General features: G+C 45.7%; 16 protein-coding genes. 9 read left to right on the plus strand and 7 right to left on the minus strand.

Annotated elements, in window-relative coordinates:
* Positions 1 to 8: 8 nt before the first annotated feature.
* The 9 genes from HDC91_RS05240 (at position 9) to HDC91_RS05280 (ending at position 10,517) form a co-directional block, all read left to right on the plus strand.
* On the plus strand, positions 9 to 2,108 hold the full coding sequence (locus tag HDC91_RS05240) for a heavy metal translocating P-type ATPase (protein WP_243749165.1): 2,100 nt from the start codon (positions 9 to 11) through the stop codon (positions 2,106 to 2,108).
* Between the two features lie 123 nt (positions 2,109 to 2,231).
* A complete protein-coding gene (locus tag HDC91_RS05245) occupies positions 2,232 to 2,567 on the plus strand; it encodes a hypothetical protein (protein ID WP_157526401.1) in 336 nt (111 codons plus the stop codon).
* A gap of 445 nt (positions 2,568 to 3,012) precedes the next feature.
* A complete protein-coding gene (locus HDC91_RS05250; protein WP_166584880.1) occupies positions 3,013 to 3,276 on the plus strand; it encodes a hypothetical protein in 264 nt (87 codons plus the stop codon).
* 121 nt (positions 3,277 to 3,397) lie between these two features.
* Complete coding sequence (locus HDC91_RS05255; RefSeq protein WP_157526397.1) at positions 3,398 to 3,646, plus strand: heavy metal-binding domain-containing protein; 249 nt, start codon at positions 3,398 to 3,400, stop codon at positions 3,644 to 3,646.
* Between the two features lie 49 nt (positions 3,647 to 3,695).
* Positions 3,696 to 4,970 carry an efflux RND transporter permease subunit gene (locus HDC91_RS05260; protein WP_157526395.1) on the plus strand — a complete coding sequence of 425 codons (1,275 nt, stop codon included), beginning with the start codon at positions 3,696 to 3,698 and terminating at the stop codon, positions 4,968 to 4,970.
* Entirely contained in the window at positions 4,967 to 6,859 is a 1,893-nt protein-coding gene (locus tag HDC91_RS05265; RefSeq protein ID WP_157526393.1) for an efflux RND transporter permease subunit, read from the plus strand. Before HDC91_RS05260 ends, HDC91_RS05265 begins: the two co-directional genes overlap by 4 nt.
* Entirely contained in the window at positions 6,859 to 8,082 is a 1,224-nt protein-coding gene (locus HDC91_RS05270) for a TolC family protein (protein ID WP_157526391.1), read from the plus strand. Before HDC91_RS05265 ends, HDC91_RS05270 begins: the two co-directional genes overlap by 1 nt.
* A complete protein-coding gene (locus tag HDC91_RS05275) occupies positions 8,069 to 9,316 on the plus strand; it encodes an HlyD family efflux transporter periplasmic adaptor subunit (RefSeq protein ID WP_183549011.1) in 1,248 nt (415 codons plus the stop codon). The genes HDC91_RS05270 and HDC91_RS05275 overlap by 14 nt, the downstream gene beginning before the upstream one ends.
* Positions 9,309 to 10,517 carry an efflux RND transporter periplasmic adaptor subunit gene (locus tag HDC91_RS05280; protein WP_157526387.1) on the plus strand — a complete coding sequence of 403 codons (1,209 nt, stop codon included), beginning with the start codon at positions 9,309 to 9,311 and terminating at the stop codon, positions 10,515 to 10,517. The genes HDC91_RS05275 and HDC91_RS05280 overlap by 8 nt, the downstream gene beginning before the upstream one ends.
* An 8-nt stretch (positions 10,518 to 10,525) precedes the next feature.
* On the opposite strand, the gene HDC91_RS05285 is transcribed toward HDC91_RS05280, so the two are convergent.
* From HDC91_RS05285 to HDC91_RS05315, 7 genes are all read right to left on the minus strand, one after another.
* Positions 10,526 to 11,170, minus strand: coding sequence for a metallophosphoesterase (locus HDC91_RS05285; RefSeq protein ID WP_157526385.1), 645 nt, complete (start codon positions 11,168 to 11,170; stop codon positions 10,526 to 10,528).
* A gap of 1 nt (position 11,171) precedes the next feature.
* Positions 11,172 to 11,930, minus strand: coding sequence for a metallophosphoesterase (locus tag HDC91_RS05290; RefSeq protein ID WP_157526383.1), 759 nt, complete (start codon positions 11,928 to 11,930; stop codon positions 11,172 to 11,174).
* Positions 11,927 to 13,009 (minus strand): ACR3 family arsenite efflux transporter, encoded by a 1,083-nt coding sequence (gene arsB / locus HDC91_RS05295; protein ID WP_157526381.1) that lies wholly within the window; start codon positions 13,007 to 13,009, stop codon positions 11,927 to 11,929. The genes HDC91_RS05290 and arsB overlap by 4 nt, the downstream gene beginning before the upstream one ends.
* 43 nt (positions 13,010 to 13,052) lie before the next feature.
* Complete coding sequence (locus HDC91_RS05300) at positions 13,053 to 13,679, minus strand: hypothetical protein (protein WP_157526379.1); 627 nt, start codon at positions 13,677 to 13,679, stop codon at positions 13,053 to 13,055.
* Between the two features lie 63 nt (positions 13,680 to 13,742).
* On the minus strand, positions 13,743 to 14,165 hold the full coding sequence (locus tag HDC91_RS05305; RefSeq protein ID WP_157526377.1) for an arsenate reductase ArsC: 423 nt from the start codon (positions 14,163 to 14,165) through the stop codon (positions 13,743 to 13,745).
* Complete coding sequence (gene arsN2, locus HDC91_RS05310) at positions 14,162 to 14,587, minus strand: arsenic resistance N-acetyltransferase ArsN2 (RefSeq protein WP_157526375.1); 426 nt, start codon at positions 14,585 to 14,587, stop codon at positions 14,162 to 14,164. The genes HDC91_RS05305 and arsN2 overlap by 4 nt, the downstream gene beginning before the upstream one ends.
* A 10-nt stretch (positions 14,588 to 14,597) precedes the next feature.
* Positions 14,598 to 15,170, minus strand: coding sequence for a DUF6428 family protein (locus HDC91_RS05315; RefSeq protein ID WP_157526373.1), 573 nt, complete (start codon positions 15,168 to 15,170; stop codon positions 14,598 to 14,600).
* Between the last annotated feature and the right edge of the window lie 36 nt (positions 15,171 to 15,206).

The raw sequence follows: 15,206 nt of genomic DNA on the forward strand, positions 1-15,206 counted from the left end.
TTAGAGGAATGGAAAATCAACACGATCATCACGCCATGACAGGGCACCAACAACCTGCCCGTACACAGGCAAATTATAACGCTGAAGCTGGATCAATGGATCATGGTAAAATGCTTAAAGGTCATGGTCCAAATATGGGAATGGCTGGTCATGATCATCATGCGATGATGATCGCTGATTTTAGAAAGCGTTTTTATGTGGTACTGGTATTGACGGTTCCGGTGATGTTACTGTCTATGCAAATTCAGCAATGGCTGCATTTGGATTTTCGGTTCGGCGGCTCAGGCTACCTGCTTTTTGGCTTGTCAAGCATCGTTTTCCTTTACGGCGGCTGGCCATTTTTGAGTGGGTGGTTTAATGAATTAAAGGCTAAAAACCCCGGCATGATGACCCTGATCGGCTTTGCCATAACAGTAGCCTACATTTACAGCGCGGCAACGGTTTTCGGATTGAAAGGAATGGACTTCTTTTGGGAACTTACCACGCTGATCCTGATCATGCTGCTCGGGCACTGGATCGAGATGCGGTCGGTAGCGGGAGCTTCCAGGGAATTGGAGCTTTTAGTGCAACTCATGCCGGCAGAGGCGCACTTAATTAAAGGCAAAGACACGACCGAGATTAAAACAGAAACCTTAAAGACAGGAGACCTGATCCTGATCAAGCCAGGTGAAAAAATTCCCGCCGACGGGATTATCGAGGATGGCGAAAGCTATCTGAATGAATCCATGCTTACCGGTGAGGCTACACCCGTACAGAAAACTAAAGGACAGGACGTGATTGCCGGGTCGGTCAATGGCAACGGCTCTTTAAAGGTTAAAGTCACGCATAGCGGCGCAGATTCATATCTGTCCAAAGTAATAACCCTGGTCAAAAATGCACAGGACGCCAAATCAAACACCCAACTGCTGGCTGATAAGGCCGCCAAATGGCTAACCGTCATCGCCCTTATTGCGGGGCTTAGTACCTTTGCTTTTTGGCTTGCGGATGGCAAAGATCTGGCTTTTGCTATGGAAAGAATGGTAACAGTGATCGTGATCTGTTGTCCACATGCTCTGGGTCTCGCCGTGCCGCTTGTGGTAGCCAAGTCTACTTCGCTTTCTGCCCAGCACGGGTTGTTGATCAAAAACCGTACAGCATTTGAAAACTCCCGCAAGATCAGCACCATTGTTTTTGATAAAACAGGTACGCTGACCGTTGGAAAATTCGAGGTAGCCCGGGTGGTTGTTATAGATCATCAAAGTAATGACAAAAAGCAAAATGAAAACGAACTGTTGCGAACCGTAGCAGCGCTGGAACAAAATTCAGAACACCCGATTGCCACCGGAATCCTCGCCGAAATAAAAAAACGTTCATTAAGCATTCCCGAAGTAAAAGATTTTAAGGCGATCACCGGTCAGGGTATTGAGGCGTTGGTAGAAGGCAAGCAACTCAAAGTCGTCAGCCCCGGCTATTTAAAAGAACACGAATTTTCCGAACCTGAAGACTTTGTCGCTAACGGTAACGAAACAGTTGTCTTTGTCATCATCAATGAGATATTATATGGTTATATCGCATTATCGGATACCATTCGCCCGGAATCAGCTGACGCCATACAGACGCTGCATAACAATGGCATTAAATCATTGCTGTTAACAGGAGATAACCAAATGGTGGCGGAAAGCGTGAGCAACCAGTTAAAAATGGATGGTTTTTTTGCTGAAGTTCTGCCACATCAGAAGCTGGATAAAATCAAAGAATTGCAGCAAAAAGGTGAGTTTGTTGCCATGACGGGCGATGGCGTAAATGACGCCCCCGCGCTGGCGCAGGCAGATATTGGGATAGCCGTAGGCTCCGGCAGTGACATTGCAGCGGAAACTGCAGGTATTGTTTTGGTTAACAGTAATCCAAAGGATATTGTTAGCCTGATATTATTCGGAAAAGCGACTTATCGTAAAATGATTCAAAACCTGGCCTGGGCTACGGGTTATAATGTGGTCGCATTGCCGCTGGCGGCAGGCGTGCTGTATAATCAGGGGATTGTTTTGAGCCCGGCAGTGGGAGCCGTATTAATGACGGTCAGCACGGTTGTTGTGGCTATTAATGCCAGCTTGTTAAAAGTAAAGACTTAGTACAATACGATATAAATTTTTGTCCGAATAGTATAAAATAATAAAAGCGTACTTCCTTACCTTGTCGCAGTAATAACGTGAAATTTATTGCACTATCTTTAAAAAATAAAAGTTTAACACATAATGAAAGCGATCGCTGTTTTCCTCACCGTATGTATCTTGTTGGTATCCCCAATGTCGCGGATGGCAAATACTTTGCATACTCAGGTACATGCGTCCTGCTACAAAAAAAGTGCGTACAAGGCTTGCGGTAAGCATCAAAAGCAGGCTTCAGATAACAGTTGTTCCAAAGGTACCTGTAATGCAATGCTATCTTGCAGTGCCTGCGGGTTTAGGATTATTCAATCTGTTTCCCTTTCACCAGCAATCATTGATTTGCACGATCAGACTACCCGGTTTTTTGCTTTAGGTGAATTATCGGATTACCAGGACAACGACTGGAACCCGCCGAAAGTTTAATAGTTAAATCCGAACCCTGTTAATCTTAGATTGACAAATCGTTTAATTATTAATCTTAAATATTCAAATCATGAAAAAGTTTCTTTTCATCACGATGGTGATGCTATTATCTGTTATATCGATTACTTATGCCAATACTCCTTGCTGCAACAGCAAATTCACCTGTTCTAAATGCGCAAAAGGCTGCGGGCCAAACTGCAAGGATTATTGCAGTAAAACCTGTAAGGATTCCGGGGAATGCAAGACTAAATGTAAAGTGTAACTAAACCAAGAGCCGCCCCTTAGCCGGGCGGCTCTTGTTACCTGCCTTTAATTAAATAAAAAATTGTAATTTCGATTTGTGAAACGTACCGCACTCATATTTTTAACGGCGATTTATCTTTTATCCCTTGTGGGTATCGGAATAAGTCGTTTTTATTGCTGCGGTAAACTTGCTGGCATAACATTGACCCTTGCTTCAGCCGATCATTCAGATAAGGATAACTGCTGCAAACATGAAAGCAAAAGTTTTAAAATAAAGGATAGCCATGTGTCGGTGAACGCCACGGTGCTAAACCCAATCACACCGGCTATATTGCCGGAGCCTGCTTACGGGATTGCAGTTAACATCCTTTCGGAATCAGCCATTCGTACCGGTTACCAGGCGAACGCTCCTCCGGGAGACCCTGATATACCCATCTATACCCTCAACTGCGCCTACAGGATTTGACCTGTACTTTTCATAGCCATACAATCCTGTACCGGCTATAATTCAATTAGAATCCATCTTAATTCATAATTAACGCATTGGCTTTGCCTGTGCTATTTATTCATTTTCAATTTTTTAACACATGAAAAAAGTAATGCTGATGGCTGTTGCCATCCTGTTTTCTGCCACGACCGTTTTTGCTTCCAATGGCACCAATGCTGTTTCAGACACGACTAAAACTAAAAAGGTAAAGCCTGCCCCAAAAGTGCAGTACACCTGCACCATGCACCCGGAAGTGCTGAGTGATAAACCCGGCAAATGCCCGAAATGTGGTATGACCCTGGTTAAAAAGACCGATAAAAAGAAACCGGCAGAAAAAATGAAAATGTAATTCATTCAACCCTCCGCTGTTTGGCGGAGGGTTGATTAAAGCAATTAAGATGATAAACCAATTGATCAGCCTGTCCTTAAAAAACAGGTATATCGTACTGCTGATCGCCATTGCCCTGTTTGCGTGGGGGGCTTATGCGGTCAAACAAAATCCGATTGACGCCATACCCGACCTGTCGGACAACCAGGTGATCGTTTTTACCGAATGGCAAGGGCGCAGCCCGCAGATCATGGAAGACCAGGTAACCTATCCGTTGGTTAGTAACCTGCAAGGTATCCCAAAAGTAAAAGCCATTCGTGCGACCTCTATGTTCGGGATGAGCTTTGTGTACATCGTTTTTGAGGATAAAGCCGATGTGTACTGGGCGCGTAGCCGGGTATTGGAAAGACTAAACTACGCACAGCGTTTATTGCCGGAAGGCATTACACCCACATTGGGGCCGGATGGCACAGGCGTCGGCCATGTGCTTTGGTACACGCTCGACGCCAAAGGCATGGATCTGGGCGAACAGCGCGCCCTACAGGACTGGTATGTGAAATTAGGCCTGCAAACCGTATCCGGTGTAAGCGAAGTGGCCTCTTTTGGCGGCTTTGAAAAGCAATACCAGGTCAGCATCGATCCGCACAAGCTGAATTATTACAACATATCCTTAGCGCAGGTGCTTAAAGCGGTTAAAAGCAATAACAATGATGTGGGCGGGCGTAAGTTTGAAATGAACGGCACCGGCTATATCGTTCGCGGCCTGGGCTATATTAAAAGCTTAGCGGATGTCGAGAACATGCCTATCGGTGTGATCAATGCTATACCAGTTAAGATCAAAGATGTGGCCACCGTTCAAATGGGCGGCGATGAACGTCTGGGTATCTTTGACCGGAATGGCGACGGAGAAGCCGTAGGTGGTATCGTCGTGATGCGCTATGGTGAAAATGCCGACAAAGTTATCCATGCCGTTAAGGATAAGATGGCCGATATTCAAAAAGGCTTGCCTGCGGGTGTAACGTTCAAGATCGCTTATGACCGCAGCGAACTCATTGAAAGCGCGGTTAATTCAGTGAAACATACGCTGATAGAAGAAATGGTCACCGTATCCATTATTGTCATCCTGTTCCTATTTAGCTGGCGAAGCGCTTTAAGTATCATTATTCAGATACCCATTACCATTGCTGCCAGCTTCATTTTGTTAAACTTCTTTGGTATCAGTTCTAATATTATGTCCTTAACAGGTATCGCTTTAGCTATCGGGGTTATCGTGGATAATGGCATCGTCATGGTCGAAAACTCGCACCGGAATTTATCCATCGCCCAACAACAAGAAAAATCATGACCACAGCAGAAAGAATAAAGATCATTGAAGCCTCCTGCAAGCAGGTTGGCCGTGGCGTGTTTTTCTCTACGCTCATCATCGTCGCGTCCTTCCTGCCGGTTTTTTTACTGGAGGGACAGGAAGGCAAATTGTTCGGCCCTTTAGCCTGGACAAAAACATTTATACTGGCCATTGACGCCATACTTGCAGTGACATTAGCGCCTGTTCTCATCTCTTTCTTTCTGAAAGGGAAGTTAAGGACGGACGACCATAACCCGCTGAACCGTGGCCTGGAAAGGGTTTATCGCCCGGTACTGGATTGGTGCGTGACCTGGCGTAAAACAACCATAGGTATCAATATCATTGCTTTAGTAATTAGCATACCCTTATTGCTTTCTTTAGGCAGCGAGTTTATGCCGCCACTGGATGAGGGAACGATCCTCTTTATGCCGGTTACCCAGCCGGACGTCTCCAATGCCCAGGCCAAACAGGTTTTACAGGTACAGGACAAGATCATTAAAAGCGTACCTGAAGTTGCTAACGTTTTGGGCAAAGCCGGGCGGGCGAATACCGCTACCGATAATTCACCGATCAGCATGACAGAAACCATTATCCTGTTGAAACCAAGGGAAGCATGGCGAAAAGGGATTAAGAAGGAAGATATTATTAATGAGCTGAATGCCAAACTGCAAATTCCCGGTGTGGTGAACGGCTGGACACAGCCTATCATCAACCGTATCAATATGTTGTCTACGGGTATCCGCACGGATGTGGGGCTAAAAGTTTACGGCCAGAACCTGGACACCATCAACACACTTGCAAATCAGATGAAGCAGGCTTTGAACGGCTTGAACGGCGTCAAAGACCTCTATGTTGACCCGATAACCGGCGGCAAATACCTGGATATCCAGGTCAATAAAGAAGCAATCGGTCGTTACGGTTTAAGCGCGGATGATGTCAATGAAGTCGTGGAAAGCGCCATAGGCGGCATGAACCTGACCAGGACAATTGAAGGCAGGCAGCGATTTAGCGTCAATGTCCGCTTTGCGCAGGATTACCGCAACAACCTGGATGCTATCAAACGCACGCTCGTACAAACGTCCGGCTATGGCCCCATACCACTATCATCCGTGGCGGATATCAGGATCAGCAATGGCCCGGCCATGATCCAATCGGAAAATGCTTTATTACGGGGCACCGTATTGTTTAACGTACGTGACCGTGACCTGGGCAGTACCGTCAAAGAAGCCCAGGACAGGTTGAATGCGATGGTTAAAACTTTACCAAAGGGCTATTATATCGAATGGAGCGGCCAGTATGAGAATTTGATCCGGGCAGAGCATACCTTGAAGCTGATACTGCCGATTGTCCTCCTTATCATTTTTGCCTGCCTGTACTTTGCTTTCCATTCTATCCGGGAAGCATTTTTTAGCCTGATCTCCATTCCTTTTGCCCTCATTGGCGGGGCTTATATGGTTTACTTCTTCGGCGTGCATTTATCTGTCGCAGTTGCGGTTGGCTTTATCGCCTTGTTTGGCATCGCTGTAGAAACGGGCATCGTGATGGTCATATACCTGAACGATGCCATGCAACAAATGGTCGCCCTGAAGGGCAACAGTAAAGAAACGATCACTAAATCTGATTTAAGGGAATATGTGATGAACGGCGCAGTAAAACGCCTGCGGCCAAAATTGATGACCGTTTGCGTGGCGTTATTTGGTTTAGTACCGGTGCTGTGGGCAACCGGGACAGGCAGCGATGTCATGTTACCCATCGTATTGCCGATGATCGGCGGGGTATTAACTTCTTCCACACATATCTTGCTCGTCACACCGCTTATCTTTTTGATGGTAAAGGAATATGAGTTGAAGAAATATGGCAAACTGGAAGTATTGGAGGTAAAGGAATAATGAAAAAGTATTATATTATATTAACGGCGTTGTTAGGTCTGGCCGGCTTTGCACAAGCACAGCGCTTCCCTTTAGACAGCGTGACCGCCCGTGTAAGCACCAACCCGGCCTTGCAGGCTTATGATGCCAAAGGCAGCGCACAGAATGCTTATGCTACGGGGGCAAGGAGTTTGGATGCCCCTAAGATCAGCGCAGGCCAGTACCAGGTGCCTTACCAGCTGAACCCCAGCGGCGGCTCATTTATGGTACAGGCAGAGCAAATGTTTACCAACCCGGCCAAGCTAAAAGCCAAAGAAGATTATATGAAAGGCCAGTCCCAGGTAACGGCAGCCGATAAGGGCTTTCTCAAAAATCAACTCATTTCCCAGGCCAAACAATACTATTATGAACGCGTGGTTTTGGAAAAGAAACTGGCCCTGTTACAGCACACCAAAGAATTACTGGATTATATGCTCAAAGATGCCAATATCCGGCTAACCTATAGCAAGGAGAAGCTGCCGAACATCTATAAGGCCAAGGCAGAGCTTTTTCAACTGGACAACGTCCGTGAGCAGTTGACCAACGATATCAGCCAGAAGAATATCATGCTCAATACCTTGATGAACCGGGATAAACAAGCCGCTTTTTCGGTGGACACTACTATCATTTTAAAAGATTACGAAACCATCATAACGGACACCGCCCGCCTTGCTGCCGGCCGGAGCGATATTAAAGGGATCAACCGCAATATTGACCTGCAACAATTAAATGCAAAAATGGAGTATGCCAAACGCAAACCCGATTTTGGCATTCAGGCGGGACATATGCAAAGTTACGGCGGGTTTGCGAATCAATATATTTTAATGGGTACCGTAACCATTCCAATTGTGCCCTGGGCAGCTAAGGAATACAAAGCGAACCTTAAAGGTATCCGCTATGAGGTGGAGGAACTGCAACAGAAAAAACTGGATATCCTCAACCAGGCACAAGGTCAACTCGCGGCATTAAGAACGGATATGGGCAGCAAAAAAAGGCAGTTGAAAAACTATGAACAGAACATCATACCCGCTTTGCAAAATAGCTATAAAACGGCACTGCTGGCCTATGACCAAAATACAGGCGATCTCCCGTCGGTTTTAGATGGTATCAAAAGCCTGCAAACCGTACGCATGGAGGCTTTAGACCGATTACAGGAATTGTTAACGTTACAGGTAGCTTATGAAAGGGAATATGAAAGCAATTAAAATCCTCCTGATCGCTTTTGTGGCCGTCATGAGCGCCTGCACGAATCCAAAAACGACTGCTGTCGCGAACCAGGCAAAAAGCGAAGTCAAATACACCTGCCCGATGCACCCGCAGGTACTCGAAGATCATCCCGGTAGTTGCCCGATCTGCGGCATGACGCTGGTTAAAAAATCTGGACAGGCCAGTGAAGGTGCCGGCATTAGTTTAAATACCGTGCTTCAACCGGTCAATTCTACGGTCGTTTCTTCGGTTAAGACGATTACACCCGAGCAAAAAGAAGTACCAACCACAATTTCGGCGGACGGTTACCTTGATTTTGATACGCGGACGTTCAATAATATCGCCTCTCGCTTTTCAGGGCGCATTGAAAAGCTTTACATCAAATATGCCTTTCAGGAAATCCACCAAGGTCAGCGCATTTTCGACATTTACAGCCCGGAAATGGTAACGGCTCAACAAGACCTGCTCTACCTCAGCAAAAATTCACCTGCGGAAACAGCCTTGCTGAATGCAGCCAAACAAAAGCTATTGTTACAGGGCATGACCTATGAACAGGTGAAGCAGGTCATAAAAAGCGGTAAGCCGTATTACAGCCTGCCGGTTTACAGTCCTTATGAAGGCCATGTACATGATATGCCGCATGGCCAGATGGGCAGCACGGCAGATACGCGCCCAGTAACGGAGTTTGCTAATAACCTGCCTTTAGCCATCAAGGAGGGCATGTATGTCCAAAAGGGGCAAACCTTGTTCAATGTGGTTAACCCGCATCAGTTATGGGCGATCATCAAAATTGACCCTTCGGATATGGCGGCTTTAAAATTGAACCAGCCGGTTAAGATCACGTTACCCGATCTGCCGGGCAAAAAGATCAGCTGCAAGGTGAACTTCATTGAACCTGTTCTACAGAATGGAGATAAGACGACAAGCATCAGGGTTTACCTCGACAACATGGATCACAATCTAAAAGTAAACAGCCTACTTAAAGCCGAAATCCAAACCGGGCGGACTAACGGCTTGTGGATACCGCGTTCTGCTGTTATTGATCTGGGCCGGACACAGATCGTATGGCTGAAACAAGGAGCAGCATATCAGGCAATTCAGGTAAGCACCGGTGCGATAACTAACAATCAAATACAAGTGACAAAAGGTTTAACTGCTACTGATACCTTGGCAGCAAACGCCCAATATTTAACCGACAGCGAAAGCTTTATTAAAACGGAAAGTCATGACTAAATTGAAAATTTTATTGCTGCTCTTAATTTTAGTAGCGACTGCGTGCAAGCAAAAACCGCAGCAAGTAGTTCAGCAGCAAACCAAAGCTTATTATACCTGTTCCATGCACCCCCAGATACATGAGGATCATCCTGGTAATTGCCCGGTTTGCGGCATGAAACTGATCAAAGTGGAACTTACCGGCTCAGGTAACACCGCATCAGATAAACTCACCCTGACAGCAACGCAGATTGAATTGGCCGGAATCCGAACCGATACCGTGCGCGAACAAAATACAGGTAATGAAAAAACGCTCACTGGCACAGTAACCACTAATGAAAACACAGCTGCCGAATTGAGTGCAAGAATAGCGGGCCGGGTACAGCAGCTATTCGTAAGAACCGTTGGAGAAAAAGTCGACGTCGGGCAACCCGTGTATGCTTTATATAGCGAGGATTTGCAGGAAGCGGAAAAGGAATACCTGTTGGCTAAACAGCAGCAAAAGCTTTTACATAATCCTGATGTAGACTACCTACAACTGATCAGCGCCGCTGAAAATAAACTCAAATTATGGGGTTTAACCGCCGCACAGATCAATAAGCTGGCCGCTTCAAACAAAGTAGCTGCTACAACCACCGTATTAAGTCAAGTCAGTGGAACTGTAAGCGAAATAGCGGTGCACGAGGGAGATTATGTGACTGAGGGGATGATGGTATTGAAAACTCAGGCATTGAACAGCTTATGGGTGGAAGCCCAGTTATACGCCGGTGAGGCCGGGAGCTATAAATTAAATGATCGGGTAAGCGTCTCCTTTCCTGATCTGAATGGACAAGTAATCAATGGCAAGGTAGCGTTCATTAACCCTGAATTATCGGATGCGTCCAAAGTTGATCTGATCCGCGTCAGCATTCCTAATCCACAGGGGCTGATCCGGCCGGGTATGCTGGCTTATATTTCACTTGGTGGTAATGGTGCACGTTCGTTAGCTGTTCCGACATCTGCGGTATTAAGTGACGGCAAAGGCAGTAAGGTATGGGTAAAAAATGCAGAAGGCAGCTTTTCACCAAGGATGATTAAACCTGGCCAAGCCAATCAAAACTATGTGCAAGTGCTATCCGGCTTAGATGCAGGTGCCATTGTCGTTACCAATGGAGCCTATTTATTGAACAGCGAAGCGACCTTCAAGAACGGGAATGATAACATGGCTGGCATGAAAATGTAAGTCGATCTCTAATAAGCTTTTCGTAACCTGTCCGCCAACTCGTCCGGTAAGGGGCTTGCTTCAACAGCGTTAGCGGCTCTTTCTATATCGTACGCAAATCTGATAAATTCAACCTTGATACTGTCTTCTATAGTTAATAGCACGTAACAACCGTCGGGGTTGCCATCTTTGGGTTTGCCGACCGAGCCGATATTAACGACATGTTTTTCGCCAATGATCCGGTGGTATGGTAAGTGCGAATGGCCTACGCAAAGCACATCGGCTTTTGCTTCACTCATCATCCCCAGCACATAGCTTTCATCCAGGTCTTCGAGTACGTATTCATTAATGCTACGAATGCTACCGTGTGCCAGTACAATATTCACGTTTGAATATTCGAGCCTGATATGAGCCGGTAACGTATTTAGGTAAGCGCGGTTATCAGACGACACCAATTCATAGGCATGCCCTTTTATTTTTTGGTCGTGATTGCCTGCTAAAGTAGCGATACCACGATTACGTATTTGCGCAATGACTTCATTCGGCCAGATGTTATAACCAATCATATCGCCTAAGCAATAAACCGCATCAACTTTACGGCTACCCAGGTCGGTCAAAAACGCTTCAAATGCCGGTAGGTTGGCGTGTATATCTGAAAAAAGTGCAATCCTCATCTTAACCGTTCTTTAACATGTCTGCGTACTCGTTAGGTAGGGGGCTATCCTCAACCGCTTTCGCTGCTTTTTCAATATCATAATCAAAGCGGATAAACTCAACCTGGATGCTATCCTTAGTTGTTTTAGAACTATGCTCGTTGATATGCAATAACACATAACCGCCACGCGGGTCTTTATCTTTCGGCTTACCTACGGAACCGATATTGATAGCGTGATAAAACTGGTCATTCGCTGTCAGTATTCGGTGGTATGGCTGATGGGTATGGCCAAAGCATAGCACGTCCGCATCCGCAGTTTCCATAATGCGCAGCATGCTCTTTTCGTCCCGGTCTTCAAACAAGTACTCGTTCACTTTACGGGGACTGCCATGTACGAACATTACATTAAGCTTGTCGCCATTCAGTTGGTATTCTAACCTGATATGTGCTGGCAGTGTACGCAAATAAGCGCGCTGTTCATCTTTTATAACTTCGTTGGTATAAGCGATTGATACTTTACCTAAAGCCTTCTCCTCGTCTGTTTTATAGGCGCAGCCACAATCATCGCTATGTCTGCCGATACCAAAGTCGTAATTACCGGTTATGCACGGAATATTACGCTTACGTATTTCATCGATCACTTCGTTTGGCCAGATATTATAACCTACCAAATCACCGAGGCAATAAATGGCATCAGGTTGTTGTTTTTCTACGTCGGCAAAGAACGCCTCCAGCGCAGGCAGGTTGGCGTGTATATCAGAGAAAAGGGCTATTTTCATTTAGCTACAGATAATGGTTTGTTATAATATTTCTTACGGAAGTAAAAGGCCAGGTTCACTAAAGCGATCAGGGCAGGTACTTCAACGAGCGGGCCGATCACGCCAGCAAAAGCTTCACCTGAATTGATACCGAACACGCCGATGGCTACGGCAATAGCCAGTTCAAAGTTATTGCCGGTTGCCGTAAAGGCGATAGATGTAGAACGCGAGTAATCCGCACCGAACGACTTGCCAATAAAAAAGCTCAGCACGAACATAATCGTAAAGTAGATCACGAGCGGTAATGCTATACGAAGCACATCAAAAGGGATCTGCACGATCAGGTTACCTTTCAAACTGAACATCACAACGATGGTGAACAGCAAAGCAATCAGGGTGATCGGTGAGATAAAAGGCACATATTTGGTTTGGAACCATTCTTCACCTTTTAGTTTGATCAGCGTATAACGGCTGATGACACCCGCAGCGAAAGGGATGCCCAGGTAGATACCGACGCTTTTGGCGATCTCCCCAATTGTAATATTCACAGCCAAACCTTTCAGGCCGAACAATGGCGGTAATACCGTAATAAACAAGTACGCATAAACGCTATACAATAGCACCTGGAAGATACTGTTTAAAGCGATAAGGCCAGCAGCATATTCACGGTTACCTTCGGCTAGTTCATTCCAAACCACCACCATCGCAATACAGCGGGCAAGGCCGATCAGGATCAACCCAACCATATAGGCAGGATGGTCGCGCAGCAAAGTGATAGCCAGAACAAACATAAGAACCGGCCCAATGATCCAGTTGAGGATAAGTGATGCGCTCAATACTTTGGTGTCTTTAAACACTTCGCCCATGTTCTCGTATTTCACTTTTGCCAGTGGCGGATACATCATCAGGATGAGACCAATAGCCAAAGGAATATTGGTCGTTCCGCTGGAAAACGAATTGATGAAAGTGGACGACGAGGGAATGAAATAACCTACGGCTACCCCAATGGCCATGGCCAGGAATATCCAAAGCGTTAGATAGCTATCGAGGAAACTTAGTTTTTTACGTTCGGCCACCGGGGCACAATTGTTTGCTGACATAATTGATTGCGTATATCGGGTTTTAATGTGAATTGAATATTAATTATTTCCAGTTTTCTTTGAATTTAGAAGCGGCAAAAAGCATTTCTGCGGTCACCAATTTAGCCTGTGCCTCGTATTGTTCATCAGTTGCATCCGCAGCCAATGGCGCATATTGTAATTTCACCGCAAACTTATCTTTGCTGGCCAGCAGCGATGCCGAACTTTCCTGCGCCAGTACGTGAATAACTTGCGGATTAGATGCTGTAGTTTCTAATGTTACCGAACCGCCCTGGTCGTTGTATTTGATTTCATTGCCGTTTACTTTAAAGCCAAGTTTTGCCAATGCGGGTGCAACTTTCGCAGAGGTTGCCGAACCTGCCAAGACAATCTTAACATCGTTTATACCGTAAGAAGCCAGTGCTGCTTTTAATACCGCCATCGCTACAGGCGCACTAAAACCGTCATCGCCCAAAAATTCCACGATCACCGGCTGTTTCCGGGCCCTGGTCGTTATTCCCAACTGTTGTATGCCACCAAGTACATCCTGACGATCATAAGTGACAGCGTTACTCTTTTTGAGCAGTTTGAATGACTGTGCCAGTTCTGGAAAAACAGGTTCACCCACAGGGGCGAAAGCGGAACTTACTACCAGTAAAGCCGCTAAAAATACAAAGGAAAATTGTTTCATGATTTAGTTTTTAAGATTAATTGGTTTATTGCTATTTAACGATAGAATTGGTTAAAAAAACAGTTAGTTAACGTGTTCATTTACAAAGTCAGCAGCATAAACTTTGATCATATCCCTCACACGGCGAAACTCATTTATTACTTGTTCGGGTGTGCCGGTTGCTTTGGCCGGATCAGGAAAATTCTCATGGAAACGTTCTACCTTGCCGGGAAAGAACGGACAAGCTTCGTTCGCATTATCACAAACGGTGATCACCTGATCGAATGAGATAGCCTGATACTCATCCACGTGATTAGAGGTATGCCCGGAAATATCGATATGATCCTCAGCCATTACTTGCACAGCTTTGGGATTGACACCATGTGTTTCGATACCCGCACTGTAAACGTTGGCTTTATCGCCTGCAAAGTAACGAAGGTAACCTTCAGCTAACTGACTGCGGCAGCTGTTACCGGTGCAAAGCACTAATATATTTTTCTTGCTCATAATGTTTTTTTCATCACTATTGCCGACACCGGACAAACATGGCTAAATTCAGTTGATTGCTGTATTTCTTGGGGCACTTCGACCCTCGTTATTCGAACAAAGCCTTTCCGTTCAAAGTAATCAGGCGCGGTTTCCGTTAAGAGGTACAAAGCCGATAAGCCTTTAAGTTTACTCACTTTATCCAGCCGTGCCAGCACTTTGGCTGCTATCCCTGTTCCGCGATAGTCTGATTGGGTGGCTAAAGACCGAAGCAAGCCGAACTTCCCGTAAACTTCAACGCCACCAACTCCTACGACTGAACCATCTTGAATGGCTACGATAAAGTTGTCGAGTGTTTTTGGCAGATCTGCTACTGGCAGATTTTCAGCTGCCAGCAGTTCGATCACTTTATCTTTATAGGGTTGGGCCTCGTCGAGTATCATCTTTAATTTATTAGCAGCAGCCGCCACCTGGTGTGCAGCAAGCTTCAGCAGGAGCAGCAGCGAGGTTCACTAATTGTATTTTCGGTTTTTCGGCAACGGCAGGTGCACAGCATTCTTCACCGTTATCGTTCGTACCACAACTGCCACCACGGCTTATTGCTTTGCATTGTACTGCATCTGGGCGCAGGTCAACTGTTAAAGCGTTGCCATCAATGATCATTTCATTAGGAAACATCTGGCGGGTATCAAATTCGGAATTGCCGAATTCAATCTTCACCGTACCGTTCGGATTAAGCGGCAGCATTTTTTCAACAATATCAACGATTGATAAGGCCTTAGCAACTTTCATGGAGCGTAGCTGTTGCTCGCCTTCAGGAACCCATAGCTGGACGATGATCTCTGTCCAGGCATTCATTACACCACCACAGTCAACGGATGTAATCGGCGCTTGCTTAATTTCGGTGATATGGTAGGCCGCATCAACTAATTTGCCTTCTGCGTATTGAAATTGCAGGTCAAGATCAGGATGCTGTAATAAGGTATCTTTAAAGGTTTTCCAGTTAATCGCTTCTGCTTTATTCATGGCTTTCTATTTATTTAATATTGTAATATTACGATG

Source organism: Mucilaginibacter sp. AK015, from assembly GCF_014200785.1.
Taxonomy (GTDB): Bacteria; Bacteroidota; Bacteroidia; order Sphingobacteriales; family Sphingobacteriaceae; genus Mucilaginibacter.

Bases quoted from the DNA above. Each gene is read 5' to 3' on its own strand.
- HDC91_RS05240 (WP_243749165.1), top strand. From the start codon at position 9: ATGGAAAATCAACACGATCATCACGCCATGACAGGGCACCAACAACCT.
- HDC91_RS05245 (WP_157526401.1), top strand. From the start codon at position 2,232: ATGAAAGCGATCGCTGTTTTCCTCACCGTATGTATCTTGTTGGTATCC.
- HDC91_RS05270 (WP_157526391.1), top strand. From the start codon at position 6,859: ATGAAAAAGTATTATATTATATTAACGGCGTTGTTAGGTCTGGCCGGC.
- HDC91_RS05290 (WP_157526383.1), bottom strand. From the start codon at position 11,930: ATGAAAATAGCCCTTTTCTCTGATATACACGCCAACCTGCCTGCGCTG.
- HDC91_RS05280 (WP_157526387.1), top strand. From the start codon at position 9,309: ATGACTAAATTGAAAATTTTATTGCTGCTCTTAATTTTAGTAGCGACT.
- arsN2 (WP_157526375.1), bottom strand. From the start codon at position 14,587: ATGATACTCGACGAGGCCCAACCCTATAAAGATAAAGTGATCGAACTG.
- arsB (WP_157526381.1), bottom strand. From the start codon at position 13,009: ATGTCAGCAAACAATTGTGCCCCGGTGGCCGAACGTAAAAAACTAAGT.
- HDC91_RS05315 (WP_157526373.1), bottom strand. From the start codon at position 15,170: ATGAATAAAGCAGAAGCGATTAACTGGAAAACCTTTAAAGATACCTTA.
- HDC91_RS05275 (WP_183549011.1), top strand. From the start codon at position 8,069: ATGAAAGCAATTAAAATCCTCCTGATCGCTTTTGTGGCCGTCATGAGC.
- HDC91_RS05255 (WP_157526397.1), top strand. From the start codon at position 3,398: ATGAAAAAAGTAATGCTGATGGCTGTTGCCATCCTGTTTTCTGCCACG.
- HDC91_RS05265 (WP_157526393.1), top strand. From the start codon at position 4,967: ATGACCACAGCAGAAAGAATAAAGATCATTGAAGCCTCCTGCAAGCAG.
- HDC91_RS05260 (WP_157526395.1), top strand. From the start codon at position 3,696: ATGATAAACCAATTGATCAGCCTGTCCTTAAAAAACAGGTATATCGTA.
- HDC91_RS05285 (WP_157526385.1), bottom strand. From the start codon at position 11,170: ATGAGGATTGCACTTTTTTCAGATATACACGCCAACCTACCGGCATTT.
- HDC91_RS05305 (WP_157526377.1), bottom strand. From the start codon at position 14,165: ATGAGCAAGAAAAATATATTAGTGCTTTGCACCGGTAACAGCTGCCGC.
- HDC91_RS05300 (WP_157526379.1), bottom strand. From the start codon at position 13,679: ATGAAACAATTTTCCTTTGTATTTTTAGCGGCTTTACTGGTAGTAAGT.